The organism is Clostridium aestuarii, from assembly GCF_026735135.1.
GTDB classification, from domain to species: domain Bacteria; phylum Bacillota; class Clostridia; order Clostridiales; family Clostridiaceae; genus Clostridium_H; species Clostridium_H aestuarii.
Genome location: NZ_JAPQER010000001.1, coordinates 96,236 through 117,446, shown reverse-complemented (window position 1 = coordinate 117,446; position 21,211 = coordinate 96,236). Strand labels below are relative to the sequence as shown.

Sequence of the window (21,211 nt, the reverse complement as noted above, 5' to 3'; positions counted from 1 at the left end):
TTATGGAAAAAGGATATGTTTCATTAGTATTACATACCCATATACCTTATGTAAGACATCCTGATGTTATAGATGCGCTTGAAGAAAGGTGGCTGTTTGAAGCTATAAATGAATGTTATATACCATTAATAAATGTGTATGATGGTTTGATAAAAGATAAAATTGAGTTTAAAATCACAATGTCTATTACACCACCACTTATGACAATGTTAGAAGATGAATATTTAAATAGAAGATATATGGAATATTTAAATTCATGTATTGAGCTTTCAGAAAAAGAAATGATCAGAACTAAAAATAATAAAGAACTTAATAAATTAGCTGTATTTTATAATGAAAGGTTTAGTAATTTGTTGTCAGTATATAAAAAATATGATTATAGATTAATGAATGCTTTTAAAAAATTTCATAAGCTTGGTTACCTTGAAATAATAACATGTTCTGCTACTCATGGATTGCTTCCATTGCTTATGATAAACAAAGAAACTGTCAAAGCTCAAATTGAAGAAGCTGTAAAATCATATACTGATTGTATTGGGCATGGACCAAAAGGTATTTGGCTTCCAGAATGTGCTTATACATATTCTTTAGAATCAATACTTAAAGAATATGGTATAAGTTATTTCATTTCAGAAAACAAAGCAATCTTAAATGCATCACCTAAACCTAAATATGGTACATATGCACCAATTGCATTACCAAATGGAATTTCTACATTTGGAAGAGATATGGAATCTTCTAAACAAGTTTGGAGCAGTATTAATGGATATCCAGGAGATTATAATTATAGAGAATTTTATAGAGATATAGGATATGAAGCACCTATGGAATATATTGCACCGTATATAAATAAATCAGGTATAAGAATTGATACAGGAATAAAATATTATAGAGTAACTGGTAAAACAGACAAAAAAGAATATTATGATAGAGAAGAAGCGCTAAAAAAAGTAAGAGAGCATGCAATGCATTTTGCTCATGGAAGGAATAAGCAAATAGCTGATTCAAGTAAACAAATGGATGTACCACCAATAATAACCTGTCCTTATGATGCTGAATTATATGGTCATTGGTGGTTTGAAGGACCAGAATTTATAGGGCAGTTTATTAGAATGGCATCAGAAGAATGGACAAACTTTGAACTTACTACACCTTTAGAATATTTAAAAAAATATCCAAGAGTGCAATGTTGCATGCCTTGTCCATCTAGTTGGGGAGAAAATGGTGATTATTCTGTATGGTTAAATTCATCTAATGATTGGATATATAGAGAATTACATAGATGTGCAAAAGATATGATAAGACTTACTAACACGTATAAAGAACCTACAATGATTGAGAAGCGCGCTTTGAATCAGGCAGGAAGAGAACTTATGTTGGCAGAATCTTCAGATTGGCCATTTATTATAAAAAATGATACTACCGTAGAATATGCTGTAAGAAGAGTAAATACCCATATAGAAAAATTTGATAAATTATACGAACAAATAGTTAAAAATTGTATAGATACTAAATGGTTAGCTTATACAGAAAATATAGATAATATTTTTCCTAATATGGATTACAAAATTTATAGAAGCCTGTGAATGTAAAATTCACAGGAATTTATTTAATATTGCTTTTTATTTATCTCAATATAAATTATAATAGTTTCTATGAAAACAACCATGAAAGGAAGAATATATGGAAAAAAATATTTTTGATTTAAAAAGATATAAATTAGATAATGGAATTGAAATTGTAATTATAAACAAAGATACGCAACTTGCATCTATTCATGTAGGAACCCATATAGGAACTATTTATGAAAAAAAAGAAGAAAAAGGCATAGCACATTTTGTTGAACATATGCTTTTTAAAGGGACAAAAAAAAGAACAAATGAAGAATTGAATGAGGAATTAGAGCAATTAGGAGGAGAATATAATGCTTATACTGACTATAATTGTACAGTTTGCAGTATAACAGCATTAAAAGAAGAACTAGAGGTTTCTATTGATCTACTTTCAGATATGATACAAAATTCTACTTTTCTTGAAGAAGAAATAGAGAGAGAAAGAGGAGTTATTTTATCAGAATTAAGGACAGGCAATGATGATATTGAAAATTATAGTTTTAAAAAAGCGCTAGAATATGCATTTAAGGAAAGTTCTATTAAAATAGATACTATTGGAAAACAAGATACAGTTGAAAAATTTAATAGAGAACAACTAATGAATTTTTACAAGCAATATTATGTGCCAAATAATTGCTGCATAACAGTAGTATCACCTTATGAACATTATAAAGTTTTCGAAATGATTAAAAAGTATTTTAAAGATTGGAAAATGGGAGAATTCAAAAGGGGAGAAGTTAAAGTTGAAAATAATATACCTGTTAAAAAAATTTCATATAAAAAAGATTTAGAACAAAGCACAATAGTATATATTTATACATTTCATAATTTAAACAAGCAGGAGGAACTTGTGCTTAGAGTATTGAATTACAAATTTGGAGAAAGTGCAAATTCAATTTTGTTTAGAAGACTTAGAGAAGAAAAAGGGCTGGCTTATGATATTTATTCAGAATTGGATATGAGCAAATATGTTAAAACTATAAGTATTTATACTTCGGTAAATGAAGAAGATGTTGAAGAGGCTTTATCAATAATAGATTTATCTATTGAGGATATAAAAAATGAAAAAATAGTTTTTAATGAAAAAAATATAGCTCTTATGAAAAAAGTATTCAAGACAGCTATAGCAAATACTTTAGAAGATTCTACACAATTGGCAAATTATGCATTTCATCAACTTATAGATGGAGAAGATATATATGAATTTATAGATAACATGAATAATATGGAAAAGATAACAAGCAAAGATATATACCACATATGTAGAAAAATTTTTAAAAACCCAACTATACATGTACTAGTACCTGGAAAGGTGATAAGAAGTGAAAAGAACAATAACTAAAATTGAAATTGGCAAAAAAAATAAAGATAGGGTAAATGTATTCTTAGATGGAGAATTTACTTTTGCTTGTAGTTCAGATTTAGTTTACTATTATAAACTAAAAAAAGATGAAAAAATTGATTTAGAAATTTTAAAAGAAGTAATTTATGAAGATAATTATTTAAAAGCTAAAAATACTGCATTAAAAATATTAGAAAAAAGCTATAAAACTGAAAAAGAAATTTCTGATAAATTAATAAAAAAAGAATTTGAAGAAAAAGTAGTGGCGCGTGTAATGGTATTTTTAAAGGAATATAATTTTGTGGATGATTGTAAATATGCAGATATGTTTATTAGAGAAAAAATTTCATCTAGCGGGAAAAGTAAAATGAAATTTATGCTTTTAAAAAAGGGAATATCTAAAGAACTGATAGATGAAAAATTTAAAAATATAGATTGTAGTTTAGAAAAAGATGCTGCTTTTAAATTAGCTCAAAAAAAATATAATATAATAAAAAAATCAGAAAATAATTATATGAAAACTTATAAAAAAATAGGTAACTATTTAGCTAGCAGGGGATTTGATTACAATATAATAAATAATGTATTAACTGAAGTGGTAAATGAAGAACACGATAGTAAGGAATGTTCTAAAAAGAACTATGAACAAATAGAAGAAGAACATAATATCCATCTAGAGGAACTTTATAATTTGGCCAAAAAAAGATATAACATAATATGTAAATCAGAAAAAGACAATATAAAAATTTACCGTAAACTTAGTCAATATCTCCTTCGCAGAGGATATAAGTGGGAAAATGTTAAAAAGATACTTAAAGAAATAGTACAAGAAAGCTAATATTAATCTAGAATTTTAAAATTCTAAATAGTTGACAGCTAAAGATGTTTTGTTGTTACAAAAATTTAATAATATTAATTTAAGTTTAGCATTGTTATAGTAAATCAAATTTAACTGTCAATTAGCTTATATAATAAGTGGGGTGTTTTAATGATCAAAAATCCTGTGGATATTGGGCTAATAGTAATATTTTTTTATCCCTTATTAAAAGGGTTTTTATTTAAATTTTCATCTAAAGATTTAAAAGATGATATAGAAGATATAGGAAGTTATATTGCTTTGATAATAGGAGCAATTATAGGGATTTATGTTACAAAGCAAATATTTATTTTACGTGGAGATGCTATATACGATACTGTTTATAGTTATATTCCCCAGGAAATAGTGTTTTTAATAGAAAGCAAACCTATTTTTATATATATAATAATAATGCCAATTGTAATTTTTTTACTATATAAAATTATTGAATTATTAATAGGACTTATAAATTGTATTACTCTGTATCCTTTATTTGATAGTATAGAGAAATCAATAAAAAGAAAAAATGCATTTATAAAGAGAATATTAGGGGTGCTATTCCAAATTCCAAAAGCTATTTGTTATATTCTTGCTGTAGTATTTGTTTTAAATATTCTTGTTAGGGCTGGAATAAGCCAAGTTTATAATCAAAAATTAGAAAAAGCTAATGTTTATAGTTTTTTATCTTCAGAAGTAATAAATCCTATTTTCAACTCAAAACTTGCAAAACAACTTCCAGACATTATAAATAATTCTTTTAAAATAGTTATAAAGGATGATGAGATTGATTCTTTAAGTGATTCTAAAAAAACGATTGTTTATTATAATGGAATTACTTTAGAACAAGGATTAAAATCAAATAAAGAAATTGATGAGTATTCCGTAAATATAGCTAAAAACCAGATTTCAACTTATGAAAAAGTTAAAGCTATATACCATTGGATAGGTAAAAACATTGAATATGATTATGATAAGGTGAATAAAATATTAAACAATGACTTTAGTGTTAAATCTGGTGCAATAAATGCTTTTAATACAAGGAAAGGCATTTGTTTTGATTATGCATGCCTTTATGCAGTAATGTGCAGAGCTAATAATATAAAGGTTAGAATTATTACTGGAGAAGGATTCAATGGTTCTAACTGGGTTAATCATGCTTGGAATCAAGTTTATATAGAAAAAGAAGATAAATGGATAAATATAGATGTTACCTTTTATAAAGGAGGAAATTATTTTGACAGTTCTATCTTTAAATTGGATCATAGGAATGCTAGAATAGCGAGATAATAAATTTGAGAAGTTTAGAGAATCTTGACATATTTTTTTGTTGGTGTATGATATTGTTGGAAATAATTATATAATAATACCTTATATATAATATTATTATAAGGAGGGCTATATGCAAAATTGGAATTTTTTTGGACAGCTAGTTATTGCAGCTTTAGAGGCAGGTGCAATTTTATTAATATATTTAAAAATAATACAGAAGGAACATTACTTAAAAAATAATAAATTAGATGTTGCTTTGTTCATATTAATATTTACGGTGTTTTCTACTTTAGCGAAGATGTGTTTTCCAATGGGATACCATTCAATTGTTATTATTGTGCTTACAATTATGGTACTTTCAACACTTACATATACCAATATGGTAACATCATCAGTAGCCGTATTAATTTGTTTTATTTATATTGCTATTTTAGAAATAGGAAGCTATTTAATTCTCTCTATTTTTCTAGGTGAAAATGTTATTCACCTATTAAAAATACCTGAGATAGGAATTAGAATAAATCTTCAAATTGGTGTTGTTAAGTTATTAGTTGTATTTTTTTTGTACAAGTTCAAAAAGATATTTTTAAAATTAGAATCGAAAGAGTTAGATGAAAATGTAAAAGCGTATTTGACATTAGGAATATTTGTTGTGCTTTTTTGTTTGTTTAGTATAAATATTGTAATTAGTTATAAAGTAAATATTTTAATATATCAAATTTTAATATTTATTTCGTTGATGGTTTTTGTGATAATTGGGGTTGTTGATTATAAAAAGAGATTAGAGTTATTACAAATTAAAAATCAATTTAAGCTTATAGAAGGATATGCAGATAATTTAGAAGAAATTATTGATATAATACGCAAAGAAAAACATGATTTTGCTAATCATATCAATACAATTTATGCTATGTGTGTTTTAAATAAACCAGATGTTTTAGATAGAATAAAAGAATATTTAAATAAAGCTACTAATAATTTGGAACATTCGTACAGGTTTTTTCCAACTGGAATTGATTATGTAGATGGACTTATTGCTATAAAAAGTAATTTTGCTTTTGAAAATAATATATATTTAGATGTTGATTTCCAAACTAGTTTAGATTTTGCATTAGTAAATAATAGTGATTTAGTAGCAATAATGAGTAATATATTAGATAATGCTTTTCAAACTTTTAGTACTATAGGAAATATAGATAAAAAAACAGTATCTGTATATGGATATATTAAAAATGAAAAATACTACCTATCTATTTCTAACAATGGTCCTATGATTTCAAAAGGAATAGCAAATAAAATTTTCAAAAGAGGGTTTTCTACTAAAAGTATAAATAAAAATAATTATGGATTAGGATTATATATTGTAGAACATCTTGTTAGAAAAAATGATGGCAAAATCTTTGTTTCGAGTTCTAAGCAGGAAACGGAATTTTTAATAGAATTCAAATTAAAGAAAATATTAAGTAAGGAAATAAGCTAATTAATGAATATAACATAATACTGAAAGGCGAAATTATGGACATTTATTGTTTTGTAAGAATATTTATTATTTCGATTTTTGAATCATTAATTGTACTTTTAACATTTTTCAAAGTGATACAAAAATCAAGTTACTTAAAAGAAAACAAGTTAAAGTTTAGTATATTTATATTTATATATTTTATATTCAAAGTGTGGATAAATGTAAGTTTATCTGTTGGATATATTTCAATAGTGTCCGGTATATTCCTAATAATATTATTGTCTGTATTTGAGGAAACAAAATTTAAAATTGCAACTATAGTAGTTTTGCTTGCAGGCGTTTATTTTGGTGTAATAGTATTGGCGTATATTGGAATTTTTTCTTTTTTTAATCATTTAAGTACAACAAAAAGTATAGAGCTACTTAATAGTAGTTATAAATTTGCTATCACAATAAGGTGTATTGAGTTTTTTATAATTTTAATATTATATAAGCTAAAAAAAACGATATTAAAATTTCAGGAGTTTAAATATAATGATAGTATTATAGCTTATTGGATTTTAGGTGTATTTCTTATGATACTCTTTAGTTTAAGTCTTACTAATGTAGTTAATGGTAAGGTTAATATTCTTTTATATCAAGTATTGATATTTATTTTATTTATATTTTTTATTATTGTTGGAATTATTGATTATAATAAAAGAAGTCATTTAGCAAAAATAAGAAGTAAATTTGAACTTAAAGAAGAATATACAGATAATTTAGAAGGAATTATTGATATAATTAGAAAGGAAAAAAATGATTTTTATAATCATATTAGTACAATTTATACTATGTGTATTTTAAATAGACCAGATACCTTAGAAAGAGTAAAAGATTATCTCAAGAAAACTACTAATAATTTGGAAGCATCTTATAAGTTTTTTAATACTGGAAATGATTATATAGATGGTCTGATTGCTGTGAAAAGCAATTTCGCTTTTCAAAACAACATATATTTAGATGTTGACTTTGAAGCAGCTTTAGACTCAATAATGGCAGAGGACAATGATTTGGTAGGAATAATAAGTAATGTTTTAGATAATGCTTTTGAAGCTTTTAATTATGAAGAAAGTATAGATAAAAAAATAGTATCTATATATGGTTATATTGAAAACAATATATACTACTTATCTATTGCTAATAATGGACCCATGGTTCCTAAAGAAATACAAAATAAAATTTTTAAAAAAGGATTTTCTACTAAATCAAAAGATAAAAATGACCATGGGTTTGGGCTTTATATTGTAAATCAACTTATTAGGGAAAATGGTGGAGAAATTGTTCTTTCAAGTTCTCCAGAAGAAACTGAATTTTTGATACAATTTCAAATAAATATAGAATACTGCCAAGAAGTTAGATAGTAAATCATATAATATATTAATTTTATTTAAAATATGTAGTTGCCTATTCTGATATATTATCTTTATAGTTTTTTATAATTAAGTTGATAGCTTTTTCACAATCAGTATCGTTGTTATTTAAAGCCCAAGCTGTGTTAAAATAAATCAAAGCTTTTTTGGGGTTTTTAAGCATAGCATAACAATAACCTAGGTTAAAGAAATATCTACTGTCTTGTTTTGTTTGTATAGCGGATTTTAAAATAGGAATAGCTTCGGTATAGCTATTGAGTTTAATAAAACATACTGCTGCATTATATAATGAGGCAGAGGTATGTTCTTTAGATTCAATAGCTTTTTTATAGATATCAATGGCTTTTTGATATTCTTTTTCATTATATAATCTATTGGCTTTAGCAAAGTAATTCATGATTTAACCTCCATGTAATATATCTGTAAATAAAAACAACTAGTTTAATTATTAACTGATTTTGTATGAAATATTCTTATTTAGTATAAATTTGAGAAAAATGAAGAAAAATATAATAAACTAATGTAAAATACAGATAATCGTTTATAACAAACATTTAACATGTTGACATTTAGCGTTAAATTTTATATTATATTAATGCGCTCTGAGTTAAAGAAAAAAACTTAAAAGCGCAAGTGGTTAGAAAGAAATGATAAAAATTTCTTGACAAAACGAATTAAATGTTGTAAAATATTTATCGTTGACTCAATAACGTGGGCGCATAGCTCAGCTGGGAGAGCACCTGCCTTACAAGCAGGGGGTCACAGGTTCGAGCCCTGTTGTGCCCACCACGTATTATAAGTTGTGGCCCGGTGGCTCAGCTGGTTAGAGTACCGGCCTGTCACGCCGGGGGTCGAGGGTTCGAGTCCCTTCCGGGTCGCCAATACGGCTTCATAGCTCAGTCGGTAGAGCAGAGGACTGAAAATCCTCGTGTCACTGGTTCGATTCCAGTTGAAGCCACCACTCATGCGGGAGTGGCTCAGTGGTAGAGCGTCACCTTGCCAAGGTGAACGTCGCGAGTTCGAATCTCGTCTTCCGCTCCAATTTAAAATGAGGCGCTATAGCCAAGTGGTAAGGCAGAGGCCTGCAAAGCCTTTATCCCCAGTTCAAATCTGGGTGGCGCCTCCAATTTTAAAAAATTGGTTGTGATAAATGAATATGTAATGTGGCGCTATAGCCAAGTGGTAAGGCAGAGGCCTGCAAAGCCTTTATCCCCAGTTCAAATCTGGGTGGCGCCTCCAAATGAAAAAATATCTTAACAAGTATTTGTTAAGATATTTTTTGCTGTAATTAAAAATTTAGTGATTTTTATTATTAAAGTTCTGTGTTAAATGTTTTTCCAGTAGTGCAACTCCTTCATACATAAGAAAAGCTAATACAGAAAGAATTATTATGCTCATCATTACCATGTCAAGTTGTGAAATCTGACCGCCAAATATAATTAAAAATCCAAGACCTTCTTTTGCAACTAAAAATTCGCCCATAATAACACCTACCCAAGAAAGACCTACGTTAATTTTTAAAGAAGATATAATAGTAGGGATAGATGACGGGATTATAAGATGGTTTAAAATTTGTTTCTTACTAGCACCGAAAGTTCTTAGAAGTTTAATTTTGTCTTTATTAACTTCTTTAAATCCATTAAGGATACTTATTATAGTTACGACTATAGAAATTAAAAGGGCAATTAAAATTATAGCTTTTATACCATTACCTACCCAAAATATAATAATAGGAGCTAAAGCCACTTTAGGTAGAGCATTTAATACTACAAGATAGGGATCTAAAACTTTTGATGCAAAATCTGACCACCATAAAAGTACAGCTATAAAAGTACCAAAAATAGTTCCCAATAAAAAACCTAGTATAGTTTCAATGCAGGTTATAAAAATATGTCTAAATAAGGTTCCTTCATTGTATATTTTAACTAGGCTTTTCCACATTCTTGAAGGAGTGCTTGTTAAGAAAGGATCTATCCAGCCAAGGGTACCTGCAAGTTCCCAAAAACAAAATAAGGCTAAAAGAATAAGCAATCTGGTTATTATAACTTTCCTTTTTTGTTTTTTTATATTTTTTATAAAATTTTCATGTTCAATGATACTGTTGTTATTCACTTATATCCAACTCCTCCCAAATGTCGTTAAAATATAACCTAAATTTAGGAGCTTCTCTACGCTTTAAAGGTGAATCAAATTTTTCATCAAATTTAATAGTTATATCTTTTTTTAAAATTGCTGGTCGTTTAGAAAGTACTAAAATTCTATTAGACATTGAGATTGCTTCAGAAATATCATGAGTTACCATAATAGCCGTTTTGTTTTCTAGTTTTATAATTTTATAAATTTCATTGCTTGCACTTAACCTACTCTGATAGTCTAGTGCTGAAAAAGGTTCGTCCAAAAGTAAAACAGAAGGATTTAAAGCTAAAGTTCTAATCAAAGCTACTCTCTGTCTCATTCCGCCTGATAATTGATTTGGGTAATGATCTTTAAAATCCCAAAGTGTGTAATCTGTTAAAAGCTTTTTTACTTTGTTTTTATTTTCTTCAGTTAGTTTATGCTGAATTCTTAAGCCTAAAAGCACGTTGTTCCATACTGTAAGCCATTCAAATAATTGATCTTTTTGAAACATATAGCCTATTTTTAAATATGAATCATTCAGACTTCTATTATCAATTGATATATTTCCGCTAGAAGGAGCTAAAAGTCCAGCAATTATATTTAAAATAGTAGATTTTCCACATCCAGATGGACCTACGATACTTATAAATTCTCCATTATACACAGAGAAAGAGATGTCTTTTAATGCTTCTGTTATACCTTTTAGAGTGTGATAGTTCATATAAACGTGGGACATATTTAGTTCGTTCATAGCATCAACTCCTAATGAATTATAATTTATTATATGAATGAAAAAAAATAATGTTAAACTTATAAATATATAGAATGGAATAATATGAAATATTTTTAAACTTTTTATTAAAAAACTATCTTAGGGTTGTATTTATAAAAAATGATATTATAATTATATTATCTGCATAAAAAATTAACAATTATTTCATGTTCGATTTGAGGTGTAAAAATTAAACACACTAATAGTGTAATTATTCTTATTTGCTTAAAAAGGGATTTATAAATTTCAACTAATATTATTGTAAAATTATCAATTAATAGATATAATTTACATAATATAAAGATTGTTAGAACATAATTGAAAAATTTATCTATAAATCTTATGGTAGATTATCAGACAAAAAATTTAGAAAAGTGTGAGGATGAATATGAGAAATTTATTACATTTTGGATTAGATGTAGGTTCAACAACAGTTAAATTAGTTGCATTAGACCAAAAAGAAAAAGTAGTATATGGTACTTACAAAAGACATTTTTCTGATATTAAAAATACTATTTTTAATCTTTTTGAAGAAGCTTATGCCCAATTTAAAGATTGTAGCATTACTATAATGGTAACAGGCTCAGGTGGGCTTGCTGTATCTAAATGGCTTAATATAGCTTTTATTCAAGAAGTAATAGCATCTTCAAAGACGGTAGAGACAATTATTCCTGAAACTGATGTTGCAATTGAACTTGGAGGTGAAGATGCAAAAATCACATACTTTGAAGAGAATATAGAGCAAAGAATGAATGGAACTTGTGCTGGTGGAACTGGTGCATTTATAGACCAAATGTCAGTATTGCTTCAAACTGATGCTCGGGGATTAAATGAATTAGCTAAAAAATATAAGACAATTTATCCTATTGCATCTCGATGTGGTGTTTTTGCTAAAACAGATATACAGCCGCTTTTAAATGAAGGTGCAGCAAGAGAAGATATAGCTGTTTCGATTTTTCAGGCAGTGGTTAATCAAACAATAAGTGGACTTGCGTGTGGTAAACCTATTAGAGGCAATGTAGCTTTTTTAGGAGGACCATTATATTTTTTATCAGAACTTAGAAAAAGATTTAGTGAAACTTTAAAACTAAAGAAAGAACAAATTATATTCCCAGAGAATTCTCAATTGTTTGTAGCTATGGGAGCAGCTCTTGCCTCAAAAGAAGAGAATATGATTTTATTTAAATCTTTATATAAAAAGCTACCTGAATTAAAAAAATCTGCCTCTCGCGAAGTAAATAGATTGAGAGCTTTGTTTCATGACAAGAAGGAACTGAGCAATTTTAAAGAAAGGCATTCAAAATATAAAGTTAAAAGAAAAGAATTATCAAAATATGAAGGAAAGTGTTTTTTAGGTGTAGATGCTGGTTCTACAACTACAAAAGCGGTTTTAATAGGTGAAGAAGGTTTGATTTTATATTCACATTATGGAAGTAACCAAGGAAAGCCATTAGCACGCACAATAGAAATACTAAAGGAGATTTATAATGAATTACCTCCAAAAGCTAAAATTATGAATAGTGCGGTTACTGGTTATGGTGAAGGATTGATAAAGACTGCATTGAAAATGGATATTGGAGAAATTGAAACAATAGCTCACTATAAAGCAGCAGAATTTTTTATGCCTGGTGTTGATTTTATTTTAGATATTGGCGGACAGGATATGAAATGTATTAAGGTTAAAGATGGGGTTATAGATAGTATAATGCTTAATGAAGCGTGCTCTTCAGGATGCGGTTCATTTATAGAAACTTTTGCAAAATCATTGAATATGAGTGTAGAAGATTTTGCAAAAGCTGCGATTGCTTCAAAAGAGCCTATAGATTTAGGATCTAGATGTACTGTGTTTATGAATTCTAGAGTTAAACAAGCACAAAAAGAAGGAGCTACTGTTGGAGATATTTCAGCAGGACTTTCTTATTCGGTGATAAAAAATGCTTTATATAAGGTTATTAAATTAAGAAACCCTGAAGAAATGGGACAAAAGGTTATTGTTCAAGGGGGAACTTTTTATAATGATGCTGTACTTAGAAGTTTTGAACTTGTATCAGGAAGACATGCTGTGAGACCAGATATTTCAGGATTAATGGGAGCATTTGGAGCTGCGCTAATTGCAAGGGGAAAATTTAAAGAAGGATATAAAACTAAACTTCTTCAATTAGAAAAATTAAGTGATTTTAAAATAGAAACATCAATGACTAGGTGTGGCGGATGTGGCAATAATTGTTTATTAACTATTAACCAATTTTCTGATGGTGGAGTTTTTGTTTTAGGAAATAAATGCGAAAAAGGGGCTAATAAGGAAAATAAAAAAAAGGATATACCAAATCTTTATGAGTACAAATATAATAGAATATTTAACTATAATCCTCTTGATAAAGATGAAGCTAAGAGGGGAACTGTAGGAATTCCTAGAGTACTTAATATGTATGAAAATTATCCATTCTGGTTTACTTTTTTTAATGAGTTGGGTTTTAGAGTAGAAATATCAAAAAGATCTTCAAAGGAAGTATTTGAATTAGGTATGGAAACTATTCCTTCAGAATCGGTGTGCTATCCTGCAAAATTGGTTCATGGACATATAATGGACCTAGTAAATAAGGATGTAGACTTTATTTTCTATCCGTGTATACCAATTGATAAAAAAGAGGAACAAGGTGCAGATAATAACTATAGTTGTCCTATAGTTACTTCTTATCCAGAAGCAATAAAGAATAATATGGATGTTTTAAGAGATAAAAACATTAAATTTATGAATCCATTTCTTCCTATGGATAATGAAAAAAGGTTAGCAAAAAGGCTTTATGAAGAATTAAGTGGATTTGGATTATCAAAAAATGAAGTATATGATGCGGTGTATAGAGCTTGGAGTGAAAGAGAAAATTTAAAAAATGATATAAGAAAAAAAGGAGAAGAAGTATTAGAGTATCTTAAAAGGACTGGAAAAAAAGGAATAGTTCTTGCAGGACGTCCGTACCATGTTGATCCTGAGATAAATCATGGTATAGCCAATTTAATTACTGAATATGATATGGCTGTATTGACAGAAGATTCTATTGCTCATTTAGGAAATGTGACAAGACCTCTAAGAGTTGTGGATCAGTGGGTGTATCATTCAAGATTATATGCTGCAGCTGAGTTTGTATCACATCAAGATAACTTAGAACTGATACAATTAAATTCATTTGGATGTGGTTTGGATGCTGTAACTGCTGATCAAGTTGAAGATATATTAAAAGCACATAATAAGTTATATACTCTCGTGAAAATAGATGAAGTTAGCAACCTTGGTGCTGTAAGAATAAGAATACGTTCTTTAAAAGCTGCAATAGAAGAAAGAGAAAAAAAGGGTATTAAATTTAAGGGCGAATATAAATCTATAGAGAAAATTCCTTTTACAAAGGAAATGAGAGAGAAACACACGATTTTAGCACCACAAATGGCACCTATACATTTTCAATTTGTACAGGAAGCCTTGTCTTCATCAGGATACAATTTTCAAGTGCTTCCAGCTGTAGATAAAGCTGCTATTGAAGAAGGGCTTAAATATGTAAATAATGATGCGTGTTATCCATCTATAATAGTTATTGGACAAATGATAGAAGCACTAAAATCAGGTAAATATGATATTAATAATACTTCTGTTGTAATATCTCAAACTGGTGGTGGGTGTAGAGCAAGCAATTATATAGGATTTCTTAGAAAAGCATTAAAAGAGGCAGGCTTTGAAAAAGTTCCTGTAATTTCATTAAATTATGTTGGTCTTGAAAGTAACCCCGGGTTTACGCCTACTTATGCTATGGTCAAAAAATCTTTACTTGCTATGCTTTTTGGAGATTTGTTGATGAGAGTGTTGTATAGGATTAGACCTTACGAAAAAATAAAAGGTTCTACAAATCTTTTATATGAAAAGTGGGTTGTGAGATGTAAGGAAGTTATAAGAGAAGGTAATTATAAATTAGCTAAGAGGTATATATATGCCATAGTTGATGAGTTTGATAATCTTGAAGTCTTAGACATTAAAAAGCCTAGAGTAGGTGTAGTAGGTGAAATTCTTGTTAAATATCATCCTACTGCGAATAATGATATTGTAGGAGTTCTTGAAAGCGAAGGAGCAGAAGCTGTTGTGCCTGATTTAATAGATTTTTTCTTGTATTGTGCTTATGATGAAGATTTTAAATATAAGTATCTATCTGGAAACTTAAAATCTAAGCTTATAAGTGATGCTGCTATCTGGTATATGGAACATTTTAGAAAAGATATGAAGAAAGCTTTAGAAAAAAGTAAAAAATTCGATTCACCAGAAGCTATAAGAGAAATAGCAAAGGGAGCTGCACCAATATTATCAATAGGAAATCAAACTGGTGAAGGGTGGTTTTTAACTGGTGAAATGGTGGAATTAATAAAAAATGGGGTAAAAAATATAGTATGTGTACAGCCATTTGCATGTCTACCAAATCATGTAACCGGTAAAGGGGTTATAAAAGAGCTGAGAAGAAGACATAAAGATACCAATATTGTAGCTGTAGACTATGATCCAGGTGCTAGTGAAGTAAATCAAATAAATAGAATCAAATTAATGCTTGCAGTAGCTAATAAAAATTTAGATAAAGAACAACAACAAAATAAGAATAAATGTAGAAATGTTATAGAGGAAATAGCAAGTGGAGAACAATAATTAAATGAGAAAGCAACTATTTTTAATTAGCAAAAATAGTTGCTTTCTTAATGTTTCCAAAATTTAAGTTTTTGTAAGAAAAACATATATTAGTGTGAAAACTTAATTGTTAATCTTTAACTGTTTTTTCACTATAATCATTGTTAACTATTTCATCAAAAGGTGGTCTTTCTGGAATTAAATCTGATTTATAAGATTGAATTATGTCCATTAGTCTATTAAGATCTTCTTCATTCATAACAGGACTTACAGCAAATGCATTTATACTTTTATAATTTTTAATAACATTTGATAATATTTTTATATCACTACCAGGGAAGAAGGATTGAATGGATTTTGCTACTTCTTCATCACTATGATTTTGTACCCATACTTGTCCTCGGTGTATTGCGTTTGTAAATTTTTGAATTACATCAGGATTTTTTTCCATGTAAGAATTAGTTGAAAAGTAGCAAGTGTAAGGAATGGTTCCCGCACTTTCACCTATAGAATTTACAATGTATCCAGATTGATCTTTTTCTAGCATACTGGCAGTAGGCTCAAAAAGAGCAACGTAATCACCAGTTCCAGCTTTGAAAGCACCAGCTGTAGCAGTAAAAGCCAGATTTGTTATAATAGTTACATCTTCATTAGGTTTCAAACCGTGATTTCTTAAAACATATTCAAGAGACATTTCAGGCATCCCAGCAGGTCTTCCACCTATAATAGTTTTTCCTTTTAGAGATTCCCATTTAAAATTAGCTTCCTTAGTTCTACCAACTAAGAAAGAACCATCTGTTTGAGTTAATTGTGCAAATAGAATAGGAAGATCTTCACGTTTTTGATTATAGATATAGATAACTTGCTCAGGTCCACAGAATCCAATATCACAGCTTCCACTTAAAACTTGCTGCATGGTTTTATCTGGAAACATTTTCTAAACACAAGTTTTTATTTTCCCTTCTTCTAACCCCACCGATTGGAGTAGAGGAGGTAGAATTAAATAAATTAACTTGTAGTGTTCTGTTTTTACTATTCCACACAATATAATTAACAATTTCTAAAAGATAGGAACGTTTTTTCTCTATATCACAGGTGGAATCAAAAAGCTTTTTAAAGTTTTCTAAGTTATCACTAATTTTATCAATATAATCTAATTTAGAAGCTTTAGTGTTAAGAATATTTTTTAAGGAAAATAGTTCTTTTTGTAAAGAAGAGTTTTGTATATTTAAATTATTAATTTCCTTTTGAAACTCTGAAATAATGATAGGATCATCATCAAGAAGAGCTAACTTTCTTATTAAGCTTTGAATCATTTTAGTGTTAGTTTCTATTTGAGATTCAAGTTTAAGCTGTTCTTCTTTAATTAAGTTACCTCTACTTTTTTCACCTGATACTATTTTATCGTAAGCATCTATAAGCTGTTCTACAGTAATGCCTTTTATATTTGATAAAACTAAATCTTCAGCTATATCTGCATTTAGCATTTTACTACTACATCTAGTAGAAGCTCTGTTTTTTAAATTACATCTATAATATCTTTCATATTTACCGCTCTTAGGATTATTTCTGCTCCAGGAACTCATTCCACTTCCACATTCACCACAAACTAAAAGACCAGATAAAAGAAACTTTTTACCTGTAGCACTTCTAGGCGAGGATTTTTGAGTGTTAAGAGTATTGATATTTTGACACTTAATCCATATGTCGCTAGGTATAACACCTTTATGCTGGCTGGCAGCAATAATCCATTCATTAATAGGGTTTTCTTTTTTGCCTTTTTTTCTTTTGTTATAGGTTATCACACCATGTTTACCATTAAATTCTCCACAAACTATTGCTCCTTTATTTTTAAAATAATCATAAATTCGTTTGTCTGCATAGGTATAAACAGGATTTTTTATAATTTGTTCAACAGTACCCTGTGAAAATTCTCCACCATTTTTTCCTTTGTAGTGATGAGTGCATAGATAGTGGGCAACAGAAGGAAACCCTTTTTTCTCTACATATAAATTGAAGATCAGCTTAACAATTTTAATTTCATCTGGCACTATAATTAATTTAAACATTCGTTTATTTTTACCATTTATATCTGTATAATTAATAGCTTCCGATTTAAAACCAAGGGGAGTAGTACCACCAAGCCAACGTCCAGTTTTGGCAAGTTCAAGCATATTATCGCTAACTCTTTCAGCAATGGTTTCACGTTCAAGCTGTGCAAAAACTGAAGCAATATACACCATTGCACGACCGATTGGAGTTGATGTATCAAAATGTTCTTTAATAGAAACAAAGTCTATATTATATTTTTGAAGTGTTTCTAATGTAGAAGAAAAGTCAGCTACATTACGAGAAATTCTATCTAGTCTGTAGCAAATAAGCATTGAAAATTCTTTGGATTTAGCATCCTTCATCATTTGCTTAAATTTAGGACGATTAGTATTTCCACCGCTAAACCCTTCATCCTTGTAGTATAAAAATTCTGTAACTCCAGCTTTAATACCAATTTCTTTGCATAGCTGTATTTGGTTTTCTATAGATTCTCCTTTATCAGTTTCAATAGATTTTCTAGCATATATTGCTGCAATCATAAATATGACCTCCATAGTGAAGTTCTATAATAAATTTTATGTTAGGGTGGAATTTAAAAGAAGGTTTTTTAAAAGAAACTCATATAGTCTTTTCCTATGAATAATTACTTTCAAAAGTTTTAAATAAGTGTAGTTTAAGTTATAATATAAGTAAGAAGGGGTGATTTATATGAAGAGGTTAAAACCATTAAATGACTATATCTTTAAGAAACTTTTTGGCGAAAATGAAGTAAAAGATAATTTGGTTGCATTCTTAAATGCAGTTTTAGATAGAAAAGATAGAGAAAGACTTGTTACATTAGAAATAGTAGATAATAAGGAATTAACTAGAGAACTTATAAATGATAAAACTGCAATACTTGATGTAAGAGCAAAAACAGAAGATGGAACACAAATTGATATAGAAGTACAGCTCACAAATCAACATAATATGGATAAAAGGACATTATTCTATTGGGGTAAGTTGTTTAATGAAAAAATAGCTAAGGGCGAGGATTATAAAAAGCTTAAGAAGGTAATAACTATAAACATACTAGATTTTGATTATATAAATTTAGATAAATTTCATACTAAATTTCATCTTTGGGAAGATGAATCAAAAGACTATATGCTTACAGATTTAGTAGAAATCCATTTTGTAGAGTTACCTAAATTTAATAAGTTAGAAGAAAAAAATTTAAAAGAGGATAGACTTCAAAGATGGTTGACTTTCTTTAATAAAGACATTTCAGAGGAAAAATTAAAGGAGTTGATGGAATTGGATACAGATATAAAAAGAGCTGAGGAGAGACTTGAATATTTAAGCAGTGATAAAAAGACAATAGAAATCTATAAAGCAAGAGAAAAATCATTACATGAAAGAGCTAATATGATAAGTAGTGCTATTGAAGAAGGGGAAAATAAAAAAGCCATAGAAATAGCAAAAAATCTACTTGATCTATTAGATATAGAGACTATAGCAACAAAAACAGGGTTAAGTATAGAAATAGTTAAAAGTTTGAAGCATTAATGAATATAACATGAAATATAAAGAAAAATTATTTTTTGAAACACATCTACCAGTTAAAGGTAGGTGTTTTTTATTGTTTTAAAAGTTTTTGTAACAGAATTTATTTAATAGAATAGTATATAGTGGAATAATATTTTAAATGGTGATTTTATGGGCAAAAGAGATATTTCAGTTGAGGTTAATTATCCTGAGGGAGAAGAAAATTTGAAGGAACTAGAGAAAAGGAAGGCTAGAATTGTAGTTGATATTTTAAGAGAGAAGTATGGGGATATAGTTTTAGAAGAATTTATTAATAGTATGAGAGAAAAGAGGGAGGATTATTCATAAAATATTTAGATGTTGATTAAAGGAAAAATTTAAATTAATTAGAATTTTATCATGTGTATAGCTATTTAACTCTATTTATATGGGGTTGGGTAGCTGTTTTATTATATCAAAATTATAAATTATTTAGATATTATTGGAATGTTAAGTATTATATGAAAGAAATACAACTAAATGTAACAACAAAGAAAATGATGTTATAATATGTATATTGATATTTGAAAGTTTAGGGTTATATAAGAGTAATTTTATGTAGTTTTGTGATGAAGAGATAAAATGAAGATTACAATGTAGGCAATGTTTTTAGATGCAGTTAATTATGTTTAGAATGGAAAGTTAATGAAAGATAAGTGGATAAAATTGATTAGGTACAGTTTAAATGTAATGTATACGGTAAAATGATTAAATTGTTTTCAATATATTTGTAAGATAATTATATTACATAAAATAAGTTGAAAGGATATTATAATGGAAAAATGTGTATTTAAAATAAATCTTGATACTGTTGTTCTTGACAAATTAAGAAGGAAAGTGAATGAGCAACTCAATATTTCCTATAATAAAAAATACCGCAAGCACCGCGCATGGGATAAAATTTGCGCTATAATGGATAGGCTTGATGATACGGTATATTACTTAAATAAACTTAAGCTAAACACTGGAAAATATAGCAGAAGTGCGTTTGATTTTTATGACTTTATGAATGCTTCATCTGTAGTAGTGGATTGTATAAAAGAGCTTGCAAAAATTTTCAATGTGCCTAATGACATAATTAAAGAGTCAATAGACATTTTGGGTGAGCTTGGTAATGATGGGAAAGGAACAGATGAAAAATATTTTGAATACTTGCGTTCTTTATGTTCAGTTCATCCTGTGGAAACAAGTCGACACAAAAGATATCAAGCTAACGATTTTGAATGTAGCCCATTTGCAATTTGGAATGATGGAGAAATATGGCGCAATGATGATTGTGACATTTACGCCGTTGTTTATACAAACAAAGATGGAGATAGTAACAAAAGAGTTGCAATATACATTTCGCAAATATTTGAATATGTTAAAACTAGATTAGAATTTGTTGCAGAAATAACAAATGCCATTGATCAATATCAAAAACAAGTTATTTCTGATTTGAGAAATAGATCTATTAAAAAAGAAGAAGAGTTTGATAACTATGTTGATTATCTAAAAAATTTAAACAAAGAACTGGAAGAAAGGGATGGTTCTGAAACTTTCTATCCTTTTGATTATATTATCAATTTGTTTGAACTTAAGTTATCAAATCTTCGTAACCAAAATAAGTTAAACTTATACTTAAATGCATTAAAATATGCTATCACATTTGAGCATAACAGATTGCAAAATATGAGTTGGACAGGATTTCACAATAATGGATTGTTGTATCCTGAAGAAAATGTAGAAACATCATTATATATTGAATTATACGCACCTCGTAGCTGGAGTGCTGAACAAAGAAAATATGGATATAACTTTGAAAAAATCGGTTGTTTAAGCTATGATACGAATTATAGTAACAAGCGATGGGCATATATCCAATTAAAAGGAGCACTTTCATTTCTTGAAAAATATGTTTTATTTGAAGGTGCAAAAGATGATTTCGAACATTATGCATTAGTTCAAGTAGCATTATATTTGGAATGTTTGGAACATAAATGTTTAATAAATAAGAACATTCCCAATGACTTAAAATATCGTGAAAGGTTATTGTCTGATGACGAAAGGAAGAAAATATTTACTGATAAATAATTAAACTATCTGCAAAAAT

The 21,211-nt window shown here is 28.2% G+C and carries 15 protein-coding genes and 6 tRNA genes; 16 read left to right on the top strand and 5 right to left on the bottom strand.

All coding sequences use genetic code 11. From position 1 onward, the window contains the following. The first annotated feature begins 2 nt into the window (after positions 1-2). The 6 genes from OW763_RS00510 (at position 3) to OW763_RS00485 (ending at position 7,945) form a co-directional block, all read left to right on the top strand. Positions 3-1,586, top strand: coding sequence for a glycoside hydrolase family 57 protein (locus OW763_RS00510; RefSeq protein WP_268039103.1), 1,584 nt, complete (start codon positions 3-5; stop codon positions 1,584-1,586). Positions 1,587-1,683: 97 nt separating this feature from the next. Beyond that, positions 1,684-2,955 (top strand): M16 family metallopeptidase, encoded by a 1,272-nt coding sequence (locus OW763_RS00505; RefSeq protein ID WP_268039102.1) that lies wholly within the window; start codon positions 1,684-1,686, stop codon positions 2,953-2,955. Next, complete coding sequence (gene recX, locus OW763_RS00500) at positions 2,936-3,793, top strand: recombination regulator RecX (protein WP_268039101.1); 858 nt, start codon at positions 2,936-2,938, stop codon at positions 3,791-3,793. Before OW763_RS00505 ends, recX begins: the two co-directional genes overlap by 20 nt. Positions 3,794-3,943: 150 nt before the next feature. Then, a complete protein-coding gene (locus OW763_RS00495; protein WP_268039099.1) occupies positions 3,944-5,098 on the top strand; it encodes a transglutaminase domain-containing protein in 1,155 nt (384 codons plus the stop codon). 112 nt (positions 5,099-5,210) lie between these two features. After that, positions 5,211-6,560: a sensor histidine kinase gene (locus OW763_RS00490; RefSeq protein WP_268039098.1), complete on the top strand. Its 1,350-nt coding sequence runs from the start codon at positions 5,211-5,213 to the stop codon at positions 6,558-6,560. Between the two features lie 35 nt (positions 6,561-6,595). Beyond that, positions 6,596-7,945 (top strand): sensor histidine kinase, encoded by a 1,350-nt coding sequence (locus tag OW763_RS00485; RefSeq protein ID WP_268039097.1) that lies wholly within the window; start codon positions 6,596-6,598, stop codon positions 7,943-7,945. A 43-nt stretch (positions 7,946-7,988) separates the two neighbouring features. On the opposite strand, the gene OW763_RS00480 is transcribed toward OW763_RS00485, so the two are convergent. Next, positions 7,989-8,351 (bottom strand): tetratricopeptide repeat protein, encoded by a 363-nt coding sequence (locus tag OW763_RS00480; RefSeq protein WP_268039096.1) that lies wholly within the window; start codon positions 8,349-8,351, stop codon positions 7,989-7,991. Between the two features lie 316 nt (positions 8,352-8,667). On the opposite strand from OW763_RS00480, the gene OW763_RS00475 reads away from it, so the two are divergent. The 6 genes from OW763_RS00475 to OW763_RS00450 all read left to right on the top strand — a co-directional run bounded on the left by OW763_RS00475 (position 8,668) and on the right by OW763_RS00450 (position 9,193). Further along, positions 8,668-8,743 (top strand) — tRNA-Val (locus OW763_RS00475). 15 nt (positions 8,744-8,758) lie between these two features. Continuing rightward, positions 8,759-8,835, top strand: a tRNA-Asp gene (locus tag OW763_RS00470). A 4-nt stretch (positions 8,836-8,839) separates the two neighbouring features. After that, positions 8,840-8,915 (top strand) — tRNA-Phe (locus OW763_RS00465). Positions 8,916-8,920: 5 nt separating this feature from the next. Next, positions 8,921-8,995, top strand: a tRNA-Gly gene (locus tag OW763_RS00460). Positions 8,996-9,006: 11 nt separating this feature from the next. Next, positions 9,007-9,080, top strand: a tRNA-Cys gene (locus tag OW763_RS00455). A 39-nt stretch (positions 9,081-9,119) separates the two neighbouring features. Next, positions 9,120-9,193 (top strand) — tRNA-Cys (locus tag OW763_RS00450). Between the two features lie 57 nt (positions 9,194-9,250). On the opposite strand, the gene OW763_RS00445 is transcribed toward OW763_RS00450, so the two are convergent. After that, complete coding sequence (locus OW763_RS00445; protein WP_268039095.1) at positions 9,251-10,066, bottom strand: ABC transporter permease; 816 nt, start codon at positions 10,064-10,066, stop codon at positions 9,251-9,253. Beyond that, positions 10,059-10,823, bottom strand: coding sequence for an ABC transporter ATP-binding protein (locus OW763_RS00440; RefSeq protein WP_268039094.1), 765 nt, complete (start codon positions 10,821-10,823; stop codon positions 10,059-10,061). The genes OW763_RS00445 and OW763_RS00440 overlap by 8 nt, the downstream gene beginning before the upstream one ends. A gap of 409 nt (positions 10,824-11,232) precedes the next feature. Between OW763_RS00440 and OW763_RS00435 the strand changes: the two genes are divergently transcribed. After that, complete coding sequence (locus OW763_RS00435; RefSeq protein WP_268039093.1) at positions 11,233-15,522, top strand: 2-hydroxyacyl-CoA dehydratase; 4,290 nt, start codon at positions 11,233-11,235, stop codon at positions 15,520-15,522. A 109-nt stretch (positions 15,523-15,631) separates the two neighbouring features. On the opposite strand, the gene OW763_RS00430 is transcribed toward OW763_RS00435, so the two are convergent. Together OW763_RS00430 and OW763_RS00425 are read right to left on the bottom strand one after the other, a co-directional pair. After that, positions 15,632-16,435: an ABC transporter substrate-binding protein gene (locus OW763_RS00430; protein ID WP_268039091.1), complete on the bottom strand. Its 804-nt coding sequence runs from the start codon at positions 16,433-16,435 to the stop codon at positions 15,632-15,634. Then, complete coding sequence (locus OW763_RS00425) at positions 16,422-18,092, bottom strand: recombinase family protein (RefSeq protein WP_268039090.1); 1,671 nt, start codon at positions 18,090-18,092, stop codon at positions 16,422-16,424. Before OW763_RS00425 ends, OW763_RS00430 begins: the two co-directional genes overlap by 14 nt. Positions 18,093-18,261: 169 nt before the next feature. Here OW763_RS00425 and OW763_RS00420 point away from each other — a divergent pair, with 169 nt between their 5' ends. The 3 genes from OW763_RS00420 (at position 18,262) to OW763_RS00410 (ending at position 21,192) form a co-directional block, all read left to right on the top strand. Further along, a complete protein-coding gene (locus tag OW763_RS00420) occupies positions 18,262-19,101 on the top strand; it encodes an Rpn family recombination-promoting nuclease/putative transposase (RefSeq protein ID WP_268039088.1) in 840 nt (279 codons plus the stop codon). A 150-nt stretch (positions 19,102-19,251) separates the two neighbouring features. Next, positions 19,252-19,428, top strand: coding sequence for a hypothetical protein (locus OW763_RS00415; protein WP_268039087.1), 177 nt, complete (start codon positions 19,252-19,254; stop codon positions 19,426-19,428). A gap of 603 nt (positions 19,429-20,031) precedes the next feature. Next, complete coding sequence (locus tag OW763_RS00410; RefSeq protein WP_268039086.1) at positions 20,032-21,192, top strand: hypothetical protein; 1,161 nt, start codon at positions 20,032-20,034, stop codon at positions 21,190-21,192. The last annotated feature ends 19 nt before the right edge of the window (positions 21,193-21,211 follow it).